The 18,483-nt window shown below is 36.5% G+C and carries 14 protein-coding genes, 2 tRNA genes and 1 rRNA gene; 13 read left to right on the forward strand and 4 right to left on the reverse strand.

Annotation, left to right across the window (positions count from 1 at the left end; translation table 11 throughout):
* Entirely contained in the window at positions 1-429 is a 429-nt protein-coding gene (locus tag ACF3OB_RS10410; protein WP_392447656.1) for a hypothetical protein, read from the reverse strand.
* A gap of 61 nt (positions 430-490) precedes the next feature.
* The gene (locus tag ACF3OB_RS10415; protein WP_042009668.1) at positions 491-1,018 is read right to left on the reverse strand and encodes an RNA polymerase sigma factor; all 528 of its coding nucleotides are present in this window, start codon (positions 1,016-1,018) and stop codon (positions 491-493) included.
* A 78-nt stretch (positions 1,019-1,096) separates the two neighbouring features.
* Here ACF3OB_RS10415 and ACF3OB_RS10420 point away from each other — a divergent pair, with 78 nt between their 5' ends.
* From ACF3OB_RS10420 to bcp, 6 genes are all read left to right on the forward strand, one after another.
* Entirely contained in the window at positions 1,097-2,590 is a 1,494-nt protein-coding gene (locus tag ACF3OB_RS10420) for a S41 family peptidase (protein ID WP_392447658.1), read from the forward strand.
* A 99-nt stretch (positions 2,591-2,689) separates the two neighbouring features.
* Positions 2,690-3,730, forward strand: coding sequence for a ferredoxin--NADP reductase (locus ACF3OB_RS10425; RefSeq protein ID WP_172913829.1), 1,041 nt, complete (start codon positions 2,690-2,692; stop codon positions 3,728-3,730).
* Positions 3,731-3,876: 146 nt separating this feature from the next.
* Entirely contained in the window at positions 3,877-4,452 is a 576-nt protein-coding gene (locus ACF3OB_RS10430; RefSeq protein WP_392447660.1) for a DUF3365 domain-containing protein, read from the forward strand.
* Positions 4,453-4,519: 67 nt separating this feature from the next.
* Positions 4,520-5,818, forward strand: coding sequence for a Fe-S cluster assembly protein SufD (sufD, locus tag ACF3OB_RS10435; RefSeq protein ID WP_172918492.1), 1,299 nt, complete (start codon positions 4,520-4,522; stop codon positions 5,816-5,818).
* A gap of 319 nt (positions 5,819-6,137) precedes the next feature.
* Entirely contained in the window at positions 6,138-8,033 is a 1,896-nt protein-coding gene (locus ACF3OB_RS10440; RefSeq protein WP_095893259.1) for an SLC13 family permease, read from the forward strand.
* Positions 8,034-8,232: 199 nt separating this feature from the next.
* The gene (gene bcp, locus ACF3OB_RS10445; protein ID WP_042005812.1) at positions 8,233-8,694 is read left to right on the forward strand and encodes a thioredoxin-dependent thiol peroxidase; all 462 of its coding nucleotides are present in this window, start codon (positions 8,233-8,235) and stop codon (positions 8,692-8,694) included.
* A 90-nt stretch (positions 8,695-8,784) separates the two neighbouring features.
* Here the strand turns inward: bcp and hemG are convergent, their stop codons facing one another.
* Both hemG and hemH read right to left on the reverse strand, forming a co-directional pair.
* A complete protein-coding gene (gene hemG / locus ACF3OB_RS10450) occupies positions 8,785-9,309 on the reverse strand; it encodes a menaquinone-dependent protoporphyrinogen IX dehydrogenase (protein ID WP_172915011.1) in 525 nt (174 codons plus the stop codon).
* 9 nt (positions 9,310-9,318) lie between these two features.
* On the reverse strand, positions 9,319-10,341 hold the full coding sequence (gene hemH, locus ACF3OB_RS10455; RefSeq protein WP_042346782.1) for a ferrochelatase: 1,023 nt from the start codon (positions 10,339-10,341) through the stop codon (positions 9,319-9,321).
* Between the two features lie 334 nt (positions 10,342-10,675).
* On the opposite strand from hemH, the gene ACF3OB_RS10460 reads away from it, so the two are divergent.
* The 7 genes from ACF3OB_RS10460 to ACF3OB_RS10490 all read left to right on the forward strand — a co-directional run bounded on the left by ACF3OB_RS10460 (position 10,676) and on the right by ACF3OB_RS10490 (position 18,461).
* Complete coding sequence (locus tag ACF3OB_RS10460) at positions 10,676-12,316, forward strand: CTP synthase (RefSeq protein ID WP_042005816.1); 1,641 nt, start codon at positions 10,676-10,678, stop codon at positions 12,314-12,316.
* A 133-nt stretch (positions 12,317-12,449) separates the two neighbouring features.
* A complete protein-coding gene (yidC, locus tag ACF3OB_RS10465; RefSeq protein ID WP_392447663.1) occupies positions 12,450-14,315 on the forward strand; it encodes a membrane protein insertase YidC in 1,866 nt (621 codons plus the stop codon).
* 148 nt (positions 14,316-14,463) lie between these two features.
* A complete protein-coding gene (gpmA, locus tag ACF3OB_RS10470; protein WP_042344794.1) occupies positions 14,464-15,210 on the forward strand; it encodes a 2,3-diphosphoglycerate-dependent phosphoglycerate mutase in 747 nt (248 codons plus the stop codon).
* A gap of 305 nt (positions 15,211-15,515) precedes the next feature.
* Complete coding sequence (locus tag ACF3OB_RS10475) at positions 15,516-15,776, forward strand: DUF6567 family protein (RefSeq protein WP_052458375.1); 261 nt, start codon at positions 15,516-15,518, stop codon at positions 15,774-15,776.
* A gap of 706 nt (positions 15,777-16,482) precedes the next feature.
* A 16S ribosomal RNA gene (locus ACF3OB_RS10480) occupies positions 16,483-18,000 on the forward strand.
* Positions 18,001-18,150: 150 nt separating this feature from the next.
* Positions 18,151-18,224, forward strand: a tRNA-Ile gene (locus ACF3OB_RS10485).
* 163 nt (positions 18,225-18,387) lie between these two features.
* Positions 18,388-18,461: transfer RNA gene (locus ACF3OB_RS10490), tRNA-Ala, on the forward strand.
* Positions 18,462-18,483: the final 22 nt, after the last annotated feature.

The following is an 18,483-nucleotide window of genomic DNA, read 5'->3' on the forward strand; positions in this document are numbered from 1 at the left end:
TTACTCTAAGTTCTTGAATATTTTTTTTGTGTTTTTATTAAATTCGCCGAGATATACCATTTTTTCCGTACCTTTATTGTAGTTTACCGAAACAAGTTCCAAGGCGTATTTCACTTGCTGATAAATCAACTCGGCTTCTTGCTGTTCTCTTTGTTCTTTTACGTAAAACCATCCGAAAACGGCTGGAAAAATAGTTGCAGCGATTCCGATTTTCCAAAACAAAGAACGATTTTTAGGTGTTTTTACCGAAAATTCTTTCACAAGTCGCTCTTCTCTATTAGTTTTGAAATATGCAAACATCGGTTGATAATGTTTCAAATCTGATGCCACATTTTCAGAATTGAAATAGGTATGTAAGGTTCTTTCTTCTTCGATTGAAGTTGTACCCTCGAAATATTTTTCTATTAATTCGTGTATTTTTTCGCTCATATTTTTTGTTAAATTGTTTTTTATTTTCTGCTGGGAAAATTTTTCATTATTATTTTTTTGGTTAATAAACTCGTGTTTGCTCTATCTTTGTTGTTAATTCTCCACGCAAGGATTCTCGGATGGTCTTTCTGGCTCGTGAGAGGATTACCCGAATAGTAGCCTCTTTAATTCCTGTAATTTTTTCGATTTCCTCAAATTCATATTGCTCAATATCACGTAATTGCATGATCATCCGCTGTTGCTCACTCAATCCATTGATTATGTTTTTTACTTGTTCCAAAAGATCTCTTGCTTCTACTTGTTTTTGCAAAGATATTTCATTTTCGGCTTGATAAGTAATATGGCTTAGTGAAATATTATCTGAACTTTTGGCTTTCAGCCTATCATAGCACAAATTTTTAGTAAGCGTCATGGCATAAGCTTCCCAATTCTTGATGGTTTCCATGGTGTTGCGTTGTTGCCACAACTTCATCAAGATGTCTTGCGACACATCTTCCGCCTCATCAGAGGATAGAAGCAAACGTTTTGCAAATCGGAAAATCTTATCTTGAAAAGGACGGATGCCATCTAAAAATGTTTGGTGTGTCATAACAAAAATAACTATTTTCTTTACTAAGAAGACGAATATATAAAAAAAATGTTACATTTGTGGTAAAAAAAATATGTTATGAGAAAAATATTATCTATTACTTTGTTGATTTTCAGTGTTTTTTCGTGTAAAAAAGATATTGATGATACACCTAACGGAGGATTGATATCTCAACTGACTCCTGAGCAGCAAGTAGATTTACAGATAAAAAATTTTATTTGGAAAGGATTAAATTTATATTATCTGTGGCAGGCCGATGTTCCTAACTTGGCGGACACTCGCTTTGCACCTTCTTTAATGAAGACTGACTTTAACAATAAAGAGTATGTTGATTTCCTGAAAAAAGAACAAGCTCCTGATAATTTTTTCTACTCATTGCTAAACAACCATCCGAAAATTGATAGATTTAGTTTTATCACCGATGACTACGAAGAATTAGAAAGAACTTTTGCAGGTCAGGTATATAGTTCAGGGATGGATTTTGTTCTTTCACGCTATGGAACTCAAGGAGGTGTTTTAGGTATTGTTCGCTATGTACTTCCCGATACGGATGCAGCACAAAAAGGCATAAAACGTGGAGATGTTTTCACGCAGGTCGATGGACAAGCCCTTACGATAAACAATTATCGGCAGTTGTTATTCAACGATAAAACATCTATGGTCATTGACATCAATCGCATTAAAATAGTTAATGATAAACCAACCATTGTTTCGGAAAACAGAACCGTTACCATGGCGAAAAAAAGCATTAAAGAAAATCCTGTACACATTTCAAAAGTGATTGAAAAAGGAAGTCACAAAGTGGGCTATTTGATGTACAATAGTTTTGTTGCTGATTTTGATTTACAACTCAACGATGCATTTGGCATGTTTAAATCTCAAGTAATCAACGATTTGGTGTTGGACTTGAGATATAATGGCGGAGGGCGAATTTCATCAGCGGTGTATTTAGCATCTATGATTACAGGGTTGTCAAAACAAAACGTTTTTGCTAAAGAACGTTGGAACGACAAATTGCAACCAGCATTTAAAGATAGCGATATAACTAACTATTTTGCCGATAAAATCATAAAAGAAGGTGTAAGTTACCCAATAAATAGTCTTTCTGGGCTGAGAAGAATTTATATTTTAACCACAGAGAGAACAGCATCTGCCAGTGAATTGGTTATCAATGGATTAAAACCTTATATCGAAGTTATTCAAATAGGAGGAACTACTACAGGTAAAAATCAAGGGTCAATCACATTGTACGATAGTCCTGCTGGGTATAACAAAAAGGGTGTTAATCCTAAGCATAAATGGGCGATGCAACCTTTGGTGTTGAAAATCGTAAATAAAGATGGAGAAGGGGACTATACCAGTGGTATTACTCCAAATCACGCCATTGAGGAAGATTGGGCAAACTTTGGTGAGTTGGGACAAGAAACAGAGCCATTTTTAGCAAAAGCCTTGGAGTTAATCACAGGAATCAATACTTCAGGAAAATCAATTCCTGCTCAGCCATTGATGCCTGTTAAACCGTTAGCAGACTCAAAAACATACAATTTCGGAGCAAACGAAATGTACAAATAAAACAAAAAATCAATAGGATAGCAAAGTTGTTCATTTATTGTTGTATTTTTGCAACCACTAAAGAATTCTTTGTTAAAACTCAATGGCTAATCGATTAAAATGAACAAATTTTATCAACTAACCGTAACAAAAATAGAAAAGCTAACGGCTTCGTCTGTGAAAATTACCTTTCAGGTGCCTGACCTTTTGCGTAAAGTGTTTTCCTACGAGGCAGGGGAGTATCTAACTCTACAGCAAACTATTGATAATCAAAAGATAAGAAGAGCTTATTCTATTTGTTCGGGCGTAAACGAGAACGAACTCAGTGTAGCGGTGAAGAGAGTTCCAAACGGAATTTTTTCAACATATGCCACCACCCAACTTAAGGAAGGTGACACATTAGAAGTGATGCCTTCAAAAGGAGCTTTTGTTTTCTTTTACGATATATTTGGTAATAAGGATATTATGTTATTTTCCGCAGGAAGTGGTGTAACGCCTATGATGAGCATCGCAAAAACGGCTTTAGCAAAAACCAATATCAAAGTAGTGTTCGTCTACGGAAATAAATCAAAGGAAGAGACTTTGTTTTTTGATGAAATAGAGTCTTTACGAGCCACGTATCCCGACCGATTTTTAGTACATTATGTGTTTAGCCAAGAGATGTGGGGGGACAATCTTTCGGGACGTATTAATGATCAGGTAGTGTCTTATATTTTTGAAAAATATAAGGATTTGAATTGGGGACGCTACTATGTTTGTGGGCCTAATCAAATGGTAGTAAACGTTAAAGAAAATATCCTCAATCGAGGAATCACGAAGGATCGTATTTTTACCGAATTGTTTGAAGCGGAACCTGCCAGTAATGATTTTACACAATTGAAAGGAAACGTAACCGTTTTTTCGACACTTTCGGGGAAAGAAATCGTTTTTGAAAGCCCTAAAAATCAGACCTTACTTAATTCCATACTCTCACAAGGCGTTGATGCACCTTACTCGTGCTTGAATGGAGTATGCAGTAGTTGTATCGGTAAGGTGACCGAAGGAGAGGTAAAAATGGCAAAAAACGAAACTTTGGTTGAAAAAGAAATTTCTGATGGTCTGGTACTTACCTGCCAAGCCTACGCAATGAGTGATGTGGTGAGAGTTACTTTTGATTATTAATGGTGGATATTTTATTTCTATGTACATATGGAAGTCAAGTAATAAAAGCTAATTTTTTCCGTAATAACCTTCAGATTTTCCCGTCATAATTTCGATAACAAATTTTTAAATAACAACAAATCATTCAAAAACAGAGAATCTAATTTATGAAAAAACTGTATTTTATTTTAATAGCTTTATTATTAGTAAGTTGCGTTAATACTCCTAAACCTCTTACGGAAGCTCAACGGACGGAATATATCGCTTTAGCGGATAGTGTAACCACTGAAACTCAGAAACTTCTTTTAATGAATGTTTCTAAAAAAATTGCAGAAGTAGGTTTTGTTGGAGCAGTCGATTTTTGCAATGAAAATGCTGTTCCATTGACAAATTCATTCGCAGACAACAGGTTTGAAATTAAGCGTTTATCGAATAAAAATAGAAATTCCGATAACGCCATAGCTACTGACATTGATCTTCAGGCATGGAATGAAATCACAGCCTTGATGGGAGACAAAAACCAGCCTAAACATATCCTGTTCGAGGAAGAGAATAAGATTTATTTTTACAAGGCTATTCCGTTAGGTATGCCTACTTGTTTGGCTTGTCACGGAAATACTCAAGGGGATATAACTGCTGAGGTTCAGAAAGTTATAGCAGATAAATATCCAAATGATAAAGCCGTTAATTATACCATGGGAGAACTTCGTGGTTTGTGGAAGATGACATTTGAAAGACAATAAAAAAGGTGTATATTTGCACCGTTTTTGAAAAAAAAATACTAACATAATAAAGATAAAATCACAGTAGATGAGTTTACAGAAAAAATGGGTTGATTCATTTCAATTGTTTGAAAATAAGGAAGATATATTAAAAAATAAACGTCAAGAGGCAATTATTTTTTTTGAACAAAAGGGGTTTCCAACCAAAAAAGACGAAGCGTGGAAATATACCTCGCTTTCCACATTGTTAAAAAATGATTTTGAGATATTAGTTTCAAAACAAACATCGTTGACATCTGAGGATGTGCGTCCATTTTGGATTCAAGAGGATAGTCACAAAGTAGTGTTTATAGATGGGGTTTATTCATCAGAACTCTCTCAGGTACAGGCTGATAGTTTTATGGTTTCTTCATTCCGAGAGATATTAAAATCAGAGGATGCAGCTGATTTTACCTCAAAGTATTTTGATCGTGAGACTCGCAAGGACGATGTGTTTACTGCCCTCAATACAGCTTTTTCGAAAGATGGAATTTGTATCTATATTCCTAAAAATAAGGTGGTTGAAAAACCAATAGAATTACTTTTCATTGCTACAGACTTAGGGAAAGCCATGTGTTATCAGCCTCGAAACATTATCGAAGTAGGGGAGAATGCGCAGGTGAAAATCATTGAAATGCATCATAATTTATCAACTCAAAAAGTGCTAACTAACGTAGTTACAGAGATTTTTGTAGATAAAAACGCTATTTTGGATTATTACAAAATTCAAAATGATAGTTTGACATCTTCAATGATTGATAATACCTATATCTCTCAAGAAGGAAACAGTAATGCTTCCGTGCATACGTTTTCTTTTGGAGGAGAACTTACGCGTAACAACCTTAATTTTTATCACCATGGAGAGCGCTTGGAGTCTACTTTGAAAGGGGTTACCATTCTTTCAGGTACACAACATGTTGATAATTATACACTTGTGAATCATGCAGAGCCAAACTGCGAAAGTCATCAGGATTACAAAGCTATTTTGTCCGACAATAGTGCAGGAGTGTTCAACGGAAAAATTATGGTAGAAAAAATCGCTCAGAAAACAAATGCTTATCAACAAAACGATACCATTTTACTTTCGGAAAAGGCTACCATAAATACCAAACCTCAGCTTGAGATTTTTGCCGATGATGTGAAATGTTCACACGGTTGTACTGTAGGTGAATTGGATAAAGATGCACTTTTCTATCTTCAAACTCGCGGAATCCCGAAAAAAGAAGGGGAGGCATTACTTACGTATGCTTTTGCAAATACTGTTTTGGAAAGTGTTCGTATTCCTGCGTTAGAGGATCGTGTTAGTGAAATGATTTCGGTTAAATTAGGTACTGGAGTTTTGATATAATTCCGTAAAATAGAAAATCATAAAATTGCGGAAATAATAACCCTAAAATCTACATTTTTGTACATTTTAGGGTTGTTTTTTTGAAAAATATTTATTACCTTTGGTGTCAAAATTGTTCTTTCATCGTCAACACTACCATATTATGAAAGGAAAATTAACTGAACCAAAGAAAAGTAATATATCAATAAAAAGCAAAGGGTAAAGTCTCATTGTTTGTTTTATACATCTTTAATAAGATATAAAGCAGACATTGGGATTTTTTCTTTTTAATTTGTTGTTAATTAGCTGATTATGTAAATTAATTATAAAAAATACAAGTATGATTTCGTTAAGCAGTACAATTTTAGGGTTTGATGCCTACGCTACTTTGGCAATTTTATTAGTAGCCGCGGTTTTTTTTGTCAGTGGGAAGGTGCGTGCCGATTTAGTTGCAGTATGTTCTTTAGTGCTTCTAATTACCTTTGGGATTCTTTCGCCCAAAGATGCTCTTTCAGGATTTTCTAATCCAGTAGTGATTATGATGTTAGGGCTTTTCATTGTTGGAGGGGCGATTTTTCAGACAGGATTAGCCAAAATGATTAGTAGCTACTTTCTTAAATTGGCAGGAGATAGTGAGATTAAATTGTTGATAATAATAATGTTGGTCACAGCCTCTATCGGAGCTTTTGTTAGTAATACAGGAACGGTGGCTTTGATGCTCCCCATTGTGATTAGCTTAGCTATGGCCAGTAACAAAATTAATATCAGTCGCTTGTTGATGCCGATGGCGTTTGCTAGTAGTTTAGGAGGGGTAATGACCTTGATTGGTACGCCTCCCAACTTGGTTATTGATGAAGTATTGATTGAAAAGGGATATCCACAATTGACATTTTTTTCGTTCACTTCTGTGGGAGTCATTGGATTGGTCGTAGGAATGTTGGTCATCATACCGCTGAGTAAAATTTTGATTAAGAAGAAAGAAAAAGTAGGGGAGGGAAGTGAAAAAAACGACAAAACTCCTTATGATTTAGTTCGAGAATATAAACTATCGAAAAATTTGTACAAAGTTCAGGTTCAAAAAGACTCTCCTTTTGTCGATAAAAGTTTAAAAGAGTTGCATACAACCGAGAAATATCATATCAATATATTAGAAATACGCCATAAATCACCTTTAGGAGCACCTTTTTTTGAAAGTAATCATCAGGAGGTAGTAAATGCTAACTCAGTGATTTATGAAGGAGATATTCTTTATATTCAAGGAAAGAAAGACGATGTTCAGCAATTAATTGATGATAACAAATTACAACTTCTGGAGTTAAAAGGAAACAAAGATGAAACTGAAGTGCTAAAATTCTCAGATATTGGTATCGCTGAAGTATTGGTGATGCCTGCTTCAAAATTGGTTAATGTACCTGTTAAAAAAAGTCGTTTACGAGAGCACTTTGGATTAAACATTTTGGGAATTCAACGGCAAGATACGTATCTTTTACAGGATATTAAAGATGAAAAAATACATACAGGAGATATTCTTTTGGTACAGGGAACGTGGGACAATATTGTGAAGTTAGGAGCTGAACGTAGTCAATTAGTAGTATTAGGACATCCACTTGAGGAGGCTTCAAAAGTCACGTTGACACACAAAGCGCCTATCGCAGCAGTAATTATGATTGCCATGGTAGTAGCTATGATGTTTGATTTTATTCCGATTGCACCAGTAACGGCCGTAATCATAGCTTCAATTTTGATGGTTGTTTCCGGAGCATTGCGAAACGTTGAAGCTGCCTACCAGACTATAAATTGGGAAAGTTTGGTACTTATCGCAGGAATGTTACCCATGGCAATGGCATTGGAAAAGACAGGAGTCTCACATTATGTTTCTGAAATGTTGGCACAGAATTTAGGGAATAATCCTTACATACTATTGGCAGGTATCTATTTTACAACTTCTGTATTAACACTTTTTATCAGCAATACAGCAACAGCCGTATTATTAGCTCCTATTGCATTTGAATCAGCTGTTTCCTTGAATTTCAGTCCATATCCTTTCTTATTTGCTGTGGCTGTAGCAGCAAGTTTGGCGTTTGCATCGCCTTTTGCTACGCCTCCTAATGCTTTGGTAATGTCCGCAGGACGTTATAAATTTATGGACTATGTCAAATTAGGGTTGCCGTTGCAAATTATTGTCGGAATTATTATGATTTTTGTATTACCTTTAATTTTCCCGTTGAATCCATAACATTGATTCGAGATAATAAAAATTTATTTTATCACAATGAGGCTTTTCGTAAAAGTTAGTTTGAATTAGTTGTTTCATTTTAATTCTTTGATTTTGAGTTTTTTTGGCAGAAATATTCAAATTCCATTTTTTTCGGACAGTTTCATTGTGATTTTTAACTATCAGTTTGGTAAATAAATTGTGCATAAAATATTAAAATATGAATACTGTAAAAAAAGGAGATCAAATTCAAGATTTTCAGGGTACTGATCAACATGGAAATGTAGTGAAACTTTCGGATTTCCAAGGTAAAAAAGTGATAGTTTTTTTCTACCCGAAAGCCAGTACGCCGGGGTGTACTGCTGAGGCATGTAGTTTAGAAAGTGGTTATGAAATTCTAAAGCAGAAAGGATACGCCTTGCTTGGAGTGAGTGCTGATTCGGTAAAGCGACAAGCCAACTTCGCTACTAAAAATAAATTAAGCTATCCACTCATCGCTGATGAAGAAAAGAAAATCATTGAGCAATTTGGCGTATGGGGTCCTAAAAAGTTTATGGGGATGGAATTTGATGGTATCCACCGAAAGACTTTCGTTTTAAATGAAAATCATGTAGTTACTCATGTGATCGACAAGGTTAAAACAAAAAATCATACAGAACAACTTCTAGAATTTTTAGAATAATTGAACTTGTTTTGAACTTTCCGTAACTTTCAGGTTAGGACAATAAGTAAATAACGATGATTATTTGCTATTTGTTCTTTAACTTATTATCTACAGTTCTGCAAAATCATTTGCAAAGCGTTTTACTTCATCCCAATTTGTATAGTCAATTTCGGTAGGGGAGCTTGTAGGTCCTTTGGTGATAAACATAATAAGTTTGATGATTATTCTATCAAAAAAACCGTATATTTTGTAGTTTAATTTTCCTGCAAACACTTTGACTACAGAAGGCTTCCATTCAATATTTTTTAAAAATTTCACAACATATGGATTTGTCGTTTCTGTACTCTTCTCGGATTTTCGAGCTACTAAGTTTACGGATATGAACGCTGCTTTTTTTATATTCAATACAGCGTAGTTTTCATTGATAAGTTTCAGAATGTCAGTATGATGCTTCCCATACCGGATGCTCGAAGCTATCAGAATTTTATCAAAAAAATGCAAGTTGCCATCAAAGGTTTGCACTGGTATCAACTGTACCTCTTTTTGTTTTGAAGAAAGCACTTCGTGTATGCTATCGCATATTTTTTTTGTATGTCCGTCAACAGTTGCATAAATAATTCCAATTTTTTCCATAGCTCAAATTTATTTGTTCTGCCATTCTTGAATCCAGGTAACTAAAGCACTTACCCAACTGTCGTCATCGTTCAAACAAGGAATCATTTTAAACTCTTCACCACCGTTATGTAAGAAATCTTCACCCGCCTCCATTTCAATTTCCTCAAGTGTTTCGATACAGTCCGCCACAAAGGCTGGGGTTATGACAGCTAATTTTTTAGTCCCGCTCTTAGCAAGTTCTTCGACTCTGTCCGAGGTAAAAGGTTCCAGCCATTTGTCTATTCCTAAACGCGATTGAAACGCCTGGCTGTAGGTACCCTCTTGTAATCCAAGTTTTTCAACTAACAGACGCGTGGTTTCAAAGCAATGAGTTCTATAACAGTATTTTGACTCTTCTGATTCTGGTGCACAGCAATATTCGTGATCAACGATTTTTTTATGATTTTTTGTACGCACAGTTTTGTACAGATGACGTTCAGGCACACCGTGATACGAGAACAATAAATGATCAAACTCATTAGCATCCAAATAGGTTTTGGTTACTTTCGCAAGAGCATCAATATATTCGGTACGGTTGTAAAAAGCTGGGAATTTGGTGATTTTCATTCCTTTGAATTTTGTTTGTACCAGTTTTTCAGTCAGTACCTCAATGGTTTGGGTGGTTGCCATGGCATATTGTGGATAGAGAGGCAACAAAAGAACATCTGTAACTCCCTTATTTTTTAATTGATTCAAACCATATTCAATACTTGGATTTCCGTAACGCATAGCCATTTCTACGGGGATGGAGGTTTGTGTTTGCACTTTTTCCAGCAATCGTTTTGTGATAACAATGAGTGGAGAACCTTCTTCCCACCATATTTTTTTGTAGGCAGCGGCTGTTTTTTTGGGTCGTATACGCAAAATAATTCCGCGGACGATCAAACTTCTCAGCAAGTAAGGAAAGTCAATCACTCGTTCATCCATCAAGAACTCGTCTAAATATCGTTTAACATCTCCCACTTCCGTGGAATCAGGAGAACCTAAATTGACTAATAGTACACCTTTCATTTTATGTATTGTATATTGTATTTGAATAGTTAGTTTGCAAAGGTAGATTTTTTCTGTACAAAAAAAAGAAATTCCCATAGTTTTTATTTTTGAAGAGTCTAAAAATTATCTCTTTTTTTTGTTTAAATGTTTATAATGAGCTACTTAGAGTCCATTATTTTGTTTCTTCTAAAAATGTTACAGTTGTTTGTGTGTTTCATGAATAGTTTGTATTATTTTTTTAGTAGCTACACTTAAAGCAGAATCTGCTTGGAGGAATCCTATTTTTGTTGTTTTTTATTTCCAAATAAAAATCGTACTTTTGCCCGTTGGAATTTGAAATAACTAATAAGCTATGGCTAAGACCAAATATATTTTTGTTACAGGAGGCGTAACGTCTTCTTTAGGAAAGGGAATCATCGCAGCATCGTTGGCTAAATTGTTACAAGCACGTGGCTATCGGGTTACGATTCAAAAGTTTGACCCTTATATCAATGTAGATCCTGGAACACTCAACCCGTATGAACATGGAGAGTGCTTCGTTACCGAAGATGGCGCAGAAACAGACTTAGACTTAGGACATTACGAACGTTTTTTGAACGTACCTACCTCTCAAGCAAACAATGTTACAACAGGTCGTGTTTACCAAAGTGTCATTGAAAAAGAACGCCGTGGGGAATTTTTAGGCAAAACAGTTCAGGTGATTCCACATATTACCAACGAAATCAAAGAACGAATGCAACTTCTGGGAAAAACGGGCGATTTTGACATTGTCATTACCGAAATTGGTGGTACGGTTGGTGATATTGAATCTTTACCTTACATTGAGTCGGTACGACAACTGTTATGGGATTTGGGAGAGAATAACGGAATTGTGGTACACTTGACCTTAGTTCCATTTTTGGCTGCAGCGGGTGAATTGAAGACTAAACCTACACAACACAGTGTTAAAACCCTGATGGAAAGTGGTATCAAAGCTGATATATTGGTTTGTCGCACAGAGCATGAACTTTCTGACGATTTACGCTATAAATTAGCTCTGTTCTGCAATGTAAAACGAGAGGCCGTTATCCAATCAATCGATGCTTCAACCATTTATGATGTGCCGAACATGATGCTTTTAGAAGGGTTGGATAAGGTAGCACTGAAAAAGTTAGATTTACCAGCACGTAATGAACCTAATTTAGTGCAGTGGAATGCGTTTTTGCAACGCCATAAAAATCCAAAGCACCGCATCAAAATTGGTTTGGTTGGTAAATACGTTGAGTTGCAGGATTCATATAAATCAATTTTGGAATCGTTTATCCATGCGGGTGCAGAAAATGAAGTTCGTGTGGATGTGGAAAGTATTCATTCTGAGTATATTGATCAAGATAATGTACACGAAAAAATAGGTCATTTAGATGGTGTTTTGGTAGCTCCAGGTTTTGGAGGTCGAGGCATCGAAGGGAAAATCATCGCGATAAAATATGTTCGAGAAAACAAAATTCCATTCTTAGGAATTTGCTTGGGTATGCAAATGGCTGTGATAGAGTATGCTCGTCACAAGGCTAATTTGATCAATGCTAACTCTACTGAGATGAACCCTGAAGCTGACTATCCTGTAATTAATTTGATGGAAAGCCAAAAAGAAATAACTCAAAAAGGGGGAACTATGCGTTTGGGAGCCTGGGACTGTAAACTTAAAAAAGGTACATTGATTTATGAAGCCTATAAAAAGGAAGCTATTTCAGAACGCCATCGCCATCGCTATGAATTTAATAATGATTATAAGGAGCAATTGGAAAACGCAGGATTGCAATGTTCAGGCGTGAATCCCGAAACTAATTTGGTGGAAGTTATTGAACTTAAAAAAGAAGAGCATCCATGGTTTGTGGGGGTTCAATATCACCCTGAATACAAAAGTACGGTTGCTAATCCACATCCGTTGTTTATAGCTTTCGTAAAAGCATCTTTGGAAAATAAAATCAGTCGAGAGCCTCGACACTCATTTTAGGGAATCTTACTTAGGATGCGTTCCGTATGTGAATAAGATACCAAAAGAAGAGCTATTTGAAAATTACATTTTGTATCAGTTTTTGTAGCTAAACCTTTAAATAATAATTTTTTAAGCAGATAATAATCAAAAGATGGAAGAAAAAAAGATAGATTTTAAAACAATTCTTGGGTTTGGAATTATATTTTTGTTGCTCCTGTGGATGAGCTATAATAACCAACCTACAGCAGAGGAATTGGCCAAACGACAGGCTGAAAAGGAGCGCTTGGAAGCTGAACGAAATAGTCAAAATCAACTAACTTCAACTCAAACAAAACCTGCCACTATTCCAACTGATTCGGTAGCTTTGGCTCAGTATAAGTCAACCTTGGGAGCATTTGCTTATTCAGCTTCGTTGCCATCGGCATCTGAAGGGGTAACCGTTTTGGAGAATAAGGATATTAAATTGGTTATCAGTAACAAAGGAGGACAAGTGAAACAGTTGTTCTTGAAAGAGTTTACAACTTATGATGCACAGCCTTTATATTTAATTCAAGATGACAACGCCTCATTTTCATTGAATTTCACTACAACTCAAAATCAAAACTTAGACACTAAGGATCTTTATTTTGAACCGACTACTACCGAAAAAGATGGTAAAAAAGTAGTTTCCATGAAATTGAAAGTGTCTGAAAATCAGTTTTTAGAATATGTCTACGAGTTGAAATCCGAAGGATATATGGTCGATTTTTCAGTGCGTTCACAAGGTTTATCAGAAGTACTAAACGGAGCAAAACCTGTGGCATTACAGTGGGCTATGAAATCACGCCGTATGGAAAAAAGCGTAACGTATGAAAACCGTTACACACAGATGACCGTTCAGCATGAGGGTGACAAAATAGACCGCATGAGTGAAAGTGGAGATGATGATGAGCAATTGAAAAATGTTAACTGGGTTGCATTTAAACAGCACTTGTTTTCATCGATTTTAATCTCTGATACTCCTTTAGCGGAGGGAAAATTTGTTTCCAAAAATCTGGTCAAAGATGAAGGAGTAGATGTTCAATTTACTAAGGACTACGTAGCCTCTTTACCATTGACACTTAAAGGAGGTGAACTCGGTGAATCATTACATTTCTATTTTGGCCCGAGTGATTACAATGTTTTAAAACAATATGAAAATCATGACCTTACAGATTTAATTCCATTAGGTTGGGGAATCTTCGGATGGCTCAATAAATTTTTGTTTATTCCGTTGTTTAATTTACTTACTAATTATTTTTCCGTAGGAATTGCTATTATTTTAATGACCATCATTGTACGTGTTCTTCTATCGCCAATGGTGTATAAATCGTACATATCACAGGCAAAGATGAAGGTACTACGCCCTGAAATCAATGAAATCAACGAGAAATTTAAAGAACCGATGAAACGTCAGCAAGAAACGATGGATTTATATCGTAAAGCAGGTGTAAATCCGTTAAGTGGTTGTATTCCTGCGTTATTGCAGTTACCTGTTTTCTTGGCGTTGTTCAATTTCTTTCCAACAGCATTTGGGTTGAGACAACACAGCTTCCTATGGGCAGATGACCTTTCATCCTATGATGCTGTTATGGAACTTCCGTTTTCAATTCCTTTCTATGGAAGCCATATTAGTTTATTTCCAATTTTGGCATCGGTTGCTATTTTGATTTATTCTTTAATGACAATGTCGCAAAGTATGCAACAGCAACAACCAGGAATGCCTAATATGAAATTTTTGATTTATTTGTCGCCTATAATGATGTTATTTTTCTTTAACAACTACGCGAGTGGATTGAGTTTGTACTATTTTGTATCTAACTTGCTGACTATTTTGATCATGTTGGCAATCAAATACTGGATTATTGATGAGAAAAAAATCCATGCACGTATTGAAGAAAATAAAAAACAACCTAAAAAGGAAAGTAATTTCCAACGTAAAATGCGTGAAATGATGGAACAAGCCGAAGCTCAACGCAAGGCTCAACAAAAAAAATAAGTTTAGCTTAAATCAGTAGCAACTATCAATTTCATACTTAGATTGCATATTGGTGCAAAAAATGTTTCTTAGCTTAGGTGATTTCGAAAAAAAAAGGTATATTTGTCGAGTATTTTGTAGTAGCTAATAATTAAAAAGATAAAGATATATGTACAAAATTGTATTACTACGTCACGGATTGAGTGAATGGAACAAACTAAACCTATTTACAGGTTGGCAAGATGTTGATTTAACAGAACAAGGTATTGAAGAAGCTCGTGAAGCAGGACGAATCCTCAAAAAAGAAGGGTTTAAGTTTGACATAGCTTTTACTTCGGTGTTGAAAAGAGCTATCAAAACCTTAAACTATGCTTTAGAAGAGATGGGCGATTTATGGGTGCCTACTCACAAGCATTGGCGTTTAAACGAGAAGAGCTATGGAGCATTACAAGGTTTAAACAAAGCGGAGACAGCCGAAAAATATGGTGAGGATCAAGTGCTTTTATGGAGACGTTCGTACGATGTGAAACCTCCACTCATTGAAGAAACAGATGAACGTCATCCTTCACACGATCGCCGTTATGCTGACTTGCAACCCGAAGAAAAAACAGGTGGCGAAAGTTTGAAAGATACTTACGATCGTATGTTGCCTTTCTGGTTCAGTGAAATAGCTCCTGCTATTAAATCAGGGAAAAGCGTAATTATTGCAGCACACGGAAACAGTTTGCGTTCATTGGTTCAATATTTGGACGGACTTAGTGAAGAAGCTATTTTGAAACTAAATATTCCTACAGGAGTGCCATTGGTTTACGAGTTAGATGCTGATTTAAAACCTATAAAAAGCTACTACTTAGGCGACCAAGAGGCTATTGCAGCTGCCATTAACAGCGTTGCAAACCAAGGAAAAAGTAAGTAAGAAATTAATTTAAAAGAAAAACTTTGGAATCGGGACTCTCTCTATTCCAAAGTTTTTGTTTTTGAAATAGTGTAATTTTTTTTCAACAATATAGGAAATCAATTAACTATGTTAAAATTAACTAAAATTATTAACCTGTAGATAAATCTAAGACATTTAAAACTTTCGGACAGGAGTGGTGCCAAAAAGTTTTTATCTGTAAATTTTGCTTCATTGTCGTGAAAAATAGCAGTATTTTTAAATGTTAAACTTTTTACTTAGGTATTATTTGCTGATAGCTTTAAACTTATGTTGAGATATAAATAGTGTTATCAGTTTTGGTTATTTTTTCATTACAAATCACAACTATAAAAGGAGAAGCTTCCGATAATAAAATTTTTGGTTTTTGGGGCTTGAAAAAATCAGTTTTAGCAGAAGCAAGACGAAATATGTTAAATCAAGCAAATTTAGAAGGATCAGCAAGAGCTGTTATCAATGAACGAATTGAAGTACATCGTTCTTATATGTTTATTTTGGAAACTTATACAATCGTTGTAACAGCAGAAGTTATTGAATTTACAGAGTAAGGTTAAAAGACTGTCATTTATAGCAGTTTTTATTTTTGTTTAATGGTTTCATAATCAGTAACATAATCAATAATTTATATGCTAACTTTGGGACGAAAGTGATTTTTTTGGAAAAAAATTACAAAAGTTTTGGTAGTTTAGAAAAAAGTATTACTTTTGCACCCGCTTTGGAAGGCCGTTAGCTATTAGCTTATAGCGTATAGCTTACAGCGCGAAGCGAAAAGTTCAAAAAAATATTTCAAAAAAAACTTTCCAAAAGTTTTGGTAGTTTAGAAAAAAGTATTACTTTTGCACCCGCTTTGGAAGGCGGTTAGCTATTAGCTTATAGCATATAGCTTACAGCGCGAAGCAAAACGCTCAAAAAAAATATTTTGAAAAAAAGTTTGCAAAAGTTTTGGTAGTTTAGAAAAAAGTATTACTTTTGCACCCGCTTTGGAAGGCAGTTAGCTATTAGCTTATGGCGTATAGCTTACAGCGCGAAGCGAAAAGTTCAAGAAAAAATATTTTGAAAAAAATTTGGAAGTAAAGATAAAAAGTTGTTATCTTTGCACCCGCTTTGAGAGCTAATAGCTGTTAGCTAGTAGCTAAAAGCGAAGAGTAATAAAGTTCATTGAAAAAATTGTTGACAGCACAAGAATAAGATTTAAAGAATTATCCTAAGAGTCGATTACTTATTTGTTAAAGGTTACGATATTAAAGATTTTTAACGATGAAGAGTTTGATCCTGGCTCAGGATGAACGCTAGCGGCAGGCCTAACACATGCAAGTCGAGGGGTAAGGAGAGCTTGCTCTCCCTAGACCGGCGTACGGGTGCGTAACACGTGTACAATCTACCTTTTACTAAGGGATAGCCCGAAGAAATTTGGATTAATACCTTATAGTATTATTTTATGGCATCATTAAATAATTAAAGCTACGGTGGTAAAAGATGAGTACGCGTCCCATTAGCTAGTTGGAGTGGTAACGGCACACCAAGGCTACGATGGGTAGGGGTTCTGAGAGGGATGTCCCCCACACTGGTACTGAGACACGGACCAGACTCCTACGGGAGGCAGCAGTGAGGAATATTGGACAATGGTCGGAAGACTGATCCAGCCATGCCGCGTGCAGGATGACGGCCTTATGGGTTGTAAACTGCTTTTATACAGGAAGAATAAGGTCTACGAGTAGATTGATGACGGTACTGTATGAATAAGCATCGGCTAACTCCGTGCCAGCAGCCGCGGTAATACGGAGGATGCGAGCGTTATCCGGAATCATTGGGTTTAAAGGGTCCGTAGGCGGGCGTATAAGTCAGAGGTGAAAGCACTGAGCTCAACTGAGTAACTGCCTTTGAAACTGTATGTCTTGAATAGTTGTGAAGTAGCTGGAATGTGTAGTGTAGCGGTGAAATGCATAGATATTACACAGAACACCGATTGCGAAGGCATGTTACTAACGACCGATTGACGCTGATGGACGAAAGCGTGGGGAGCGAACAGGATTAGATACCCTGGTAGTCCACGCTGTAAACGATGGATACTAGCTGTTTGGTTTTCGGACTGAGTGGCTAAGCGAAAGTGATAAGTATCCCACCTGGGGAGTACGCACGCAAGTGTGAAACTCAAAGGAATTGACGGGGGCCCGCACAAGCGGTGGAGCATGTGGTTTAATTCGATGATACGCGAGGAACCTTACCAAGGTTTAAATGGGGAACGACGTACCTAGAGATAGGTATTTCTTCGGACGTTTTTCAAGGTGCTGCATGGTTGTCGTCAGCTCGTGCCGTGAGGTGTCAGGTTAAGTCCTATAACGAGCGCAACCCCTGCTGTTAGTTGCTAGCGAGTTAAGTCGAGCACTCTAACGGGACTGCCGGTGCAAACCGTGAGGAAGGTGGGGATGACGTCAAATCATCACGGCCCTTACATCTTGGGCTACACACGTGCTACAATGGCCGGTACAGCGAGCAGCCACTGCGTGAGCAGGAGCGAATCTATAAAGCCGGTCACAGTTCGGATCGGAGTCTGCAACTCGACTCCGTGAAGCTGGAATCGCTAGTAATCGGATATCAGCCATGATCCGGTGAATACGTTCCCGGGCCTTGTACACACCGCCCGTCAAGCCATGGAAGCTGGGGGTACCTGAAGTCGGTTGCCGCAAGGAGCTGCCTAGGGTAAAACTAGTGACTGGGGCTAAGTCGTAACAAGGTAGCCGTACCGGAAGGTGCGGCTGGAACACCTCCTTTCTAGAGAAATGCCTTTACGAGAGTAATTGTAGGATATTCTTTAAATCTTGTGCAGTCGATATTTCTAGGCTAATTAGAGGTTAGTGATTAGTGTTTAGAAGTTATATAGACTAATTGCTATTTGCTGATGGCTAATAGCTAAAAAGATGCAGTCTCATAGCTCAGCTGGTTAGAGCGCTACACTGATAATGTAGAGGTCGGCAGTTCGAGTCTGCCTGGGACTACAGAGTTGATAGCTAATGGCTAATATCCAATAGCTAAAAGCTAAAAAGTTCATAAAAATAGAATGAAAGGAAATTTTAGAGGTTGTTGCTTTTAAGATAGGTAAGAGTTTTGGGATTGATATAAACTATTCCCTATTGCCTAACCCCTAATACCTATATTAATGGGGAATTAGCTCAGCTGGCTAGAGCGCCTGCCTTGCACGCAGGAGGTCAAGGGTTCGACTCCCTTATTCTCCACATAATGCTTAAAGCCTTTAGC

The organism is Capnocytophaga canis, from assembly GCF_043187445.1.
In the GTDB taxonomy this organism is placed as follows: Bacteria; Bacteroidota; Bacteroidia; order Flavobacteriales; family Flavobacteriaceae; genus Capnocytophaga; species Capnocytophaga canis.

Bases quoted from the DNA above. Each gene is read 5' to 3' on its own strand.
- ACF3OB_RS10410 (WP_392447656.1), bottom strand. From the start codon at position 429: ATGAGCGAAAAAATACACGAATTAATAGAAAAATATTTCGAGGGTACA.
- ACF3OB_RS10415 (WP_042009668.1), bottom strand. From the start codon at position 1,018: ATGACACACCAAACATTTTTAGATGGCATCCGTCCTTTTCAAGATAAG.
- ACF3OB_RS10420 (WP_392447658.1), top strand. From the start codon at position 1,097: ATGAGAAAAATATTATCTATTACTTTGTTGATTTTCAGTGTTTTTTCG.
- ACF3OB_RS10425 (WP_172913829.1), top strand. From the start codon at position 2,690: ATGAACAAATTTTATCAACTAACCGTAACAAAAATAGAAAAGCTAACG.
- ACF3OB_RS10430 (WP_392447660.1), top strand. From the start codon at position 3,877: ATGAAAAAACTGTATTTTATTTTAATAGCTTTATTATTAGTAAGTTGC.
- sufD (WP_172918492.1), top strand. From the start codon at position 4,520: ATGAGTTTACAGAAAAAATGGGTTGATTCATTTCAATTGTTTGAAAAT.
- ACF3OB_RS10440 (WP_095893259.1), top strand. From the start codon at position 6,138: ATGATTTCGTTAAGCAGTACAATTTTAGGGTTTGATGCCTACGCTACT.
- bcp (WP_042005812.1), top strand. From the start codon at position 8,233: ATGAATACTGTAAAAAAAGGAGATCAAATTCAAGATTTTCAGGGTACT.
- hemG (WP_172915011.1), bottom strand. From the start codon at position 9,309: ATGGAAAAAATTGGAATTATTTATGCAACTGTTGACGGACATACAAAA.
- hemH (WP_042346782.1), bottom strand. From the start codon at position 10,341: ATGAAAGGTGTACTATTAGTCAATTTAGGTTCTCCTGATTCCACGGAA.
- ACF3OB_RS10460 (WP_042005816.1), top strand. From the start codon at position 10,676: ATGGCTAAGACCAAATATATTTTTGTTACAGGAGGCGTAACGTCTTCT.
- yidC (WP_392447663.1), top strand. From the start codon at position 12,450: ATGGAAGAAAAAAAGATAGATTTTAAAACAATTCTTGGGTTTGGAATT.
- gpmA (WP_042344794.1), top strand. From the start codon at position 14,464: ATGTACAAAATTGTATTACTACGTCACGGATTGAGTGAATGGAACAAA.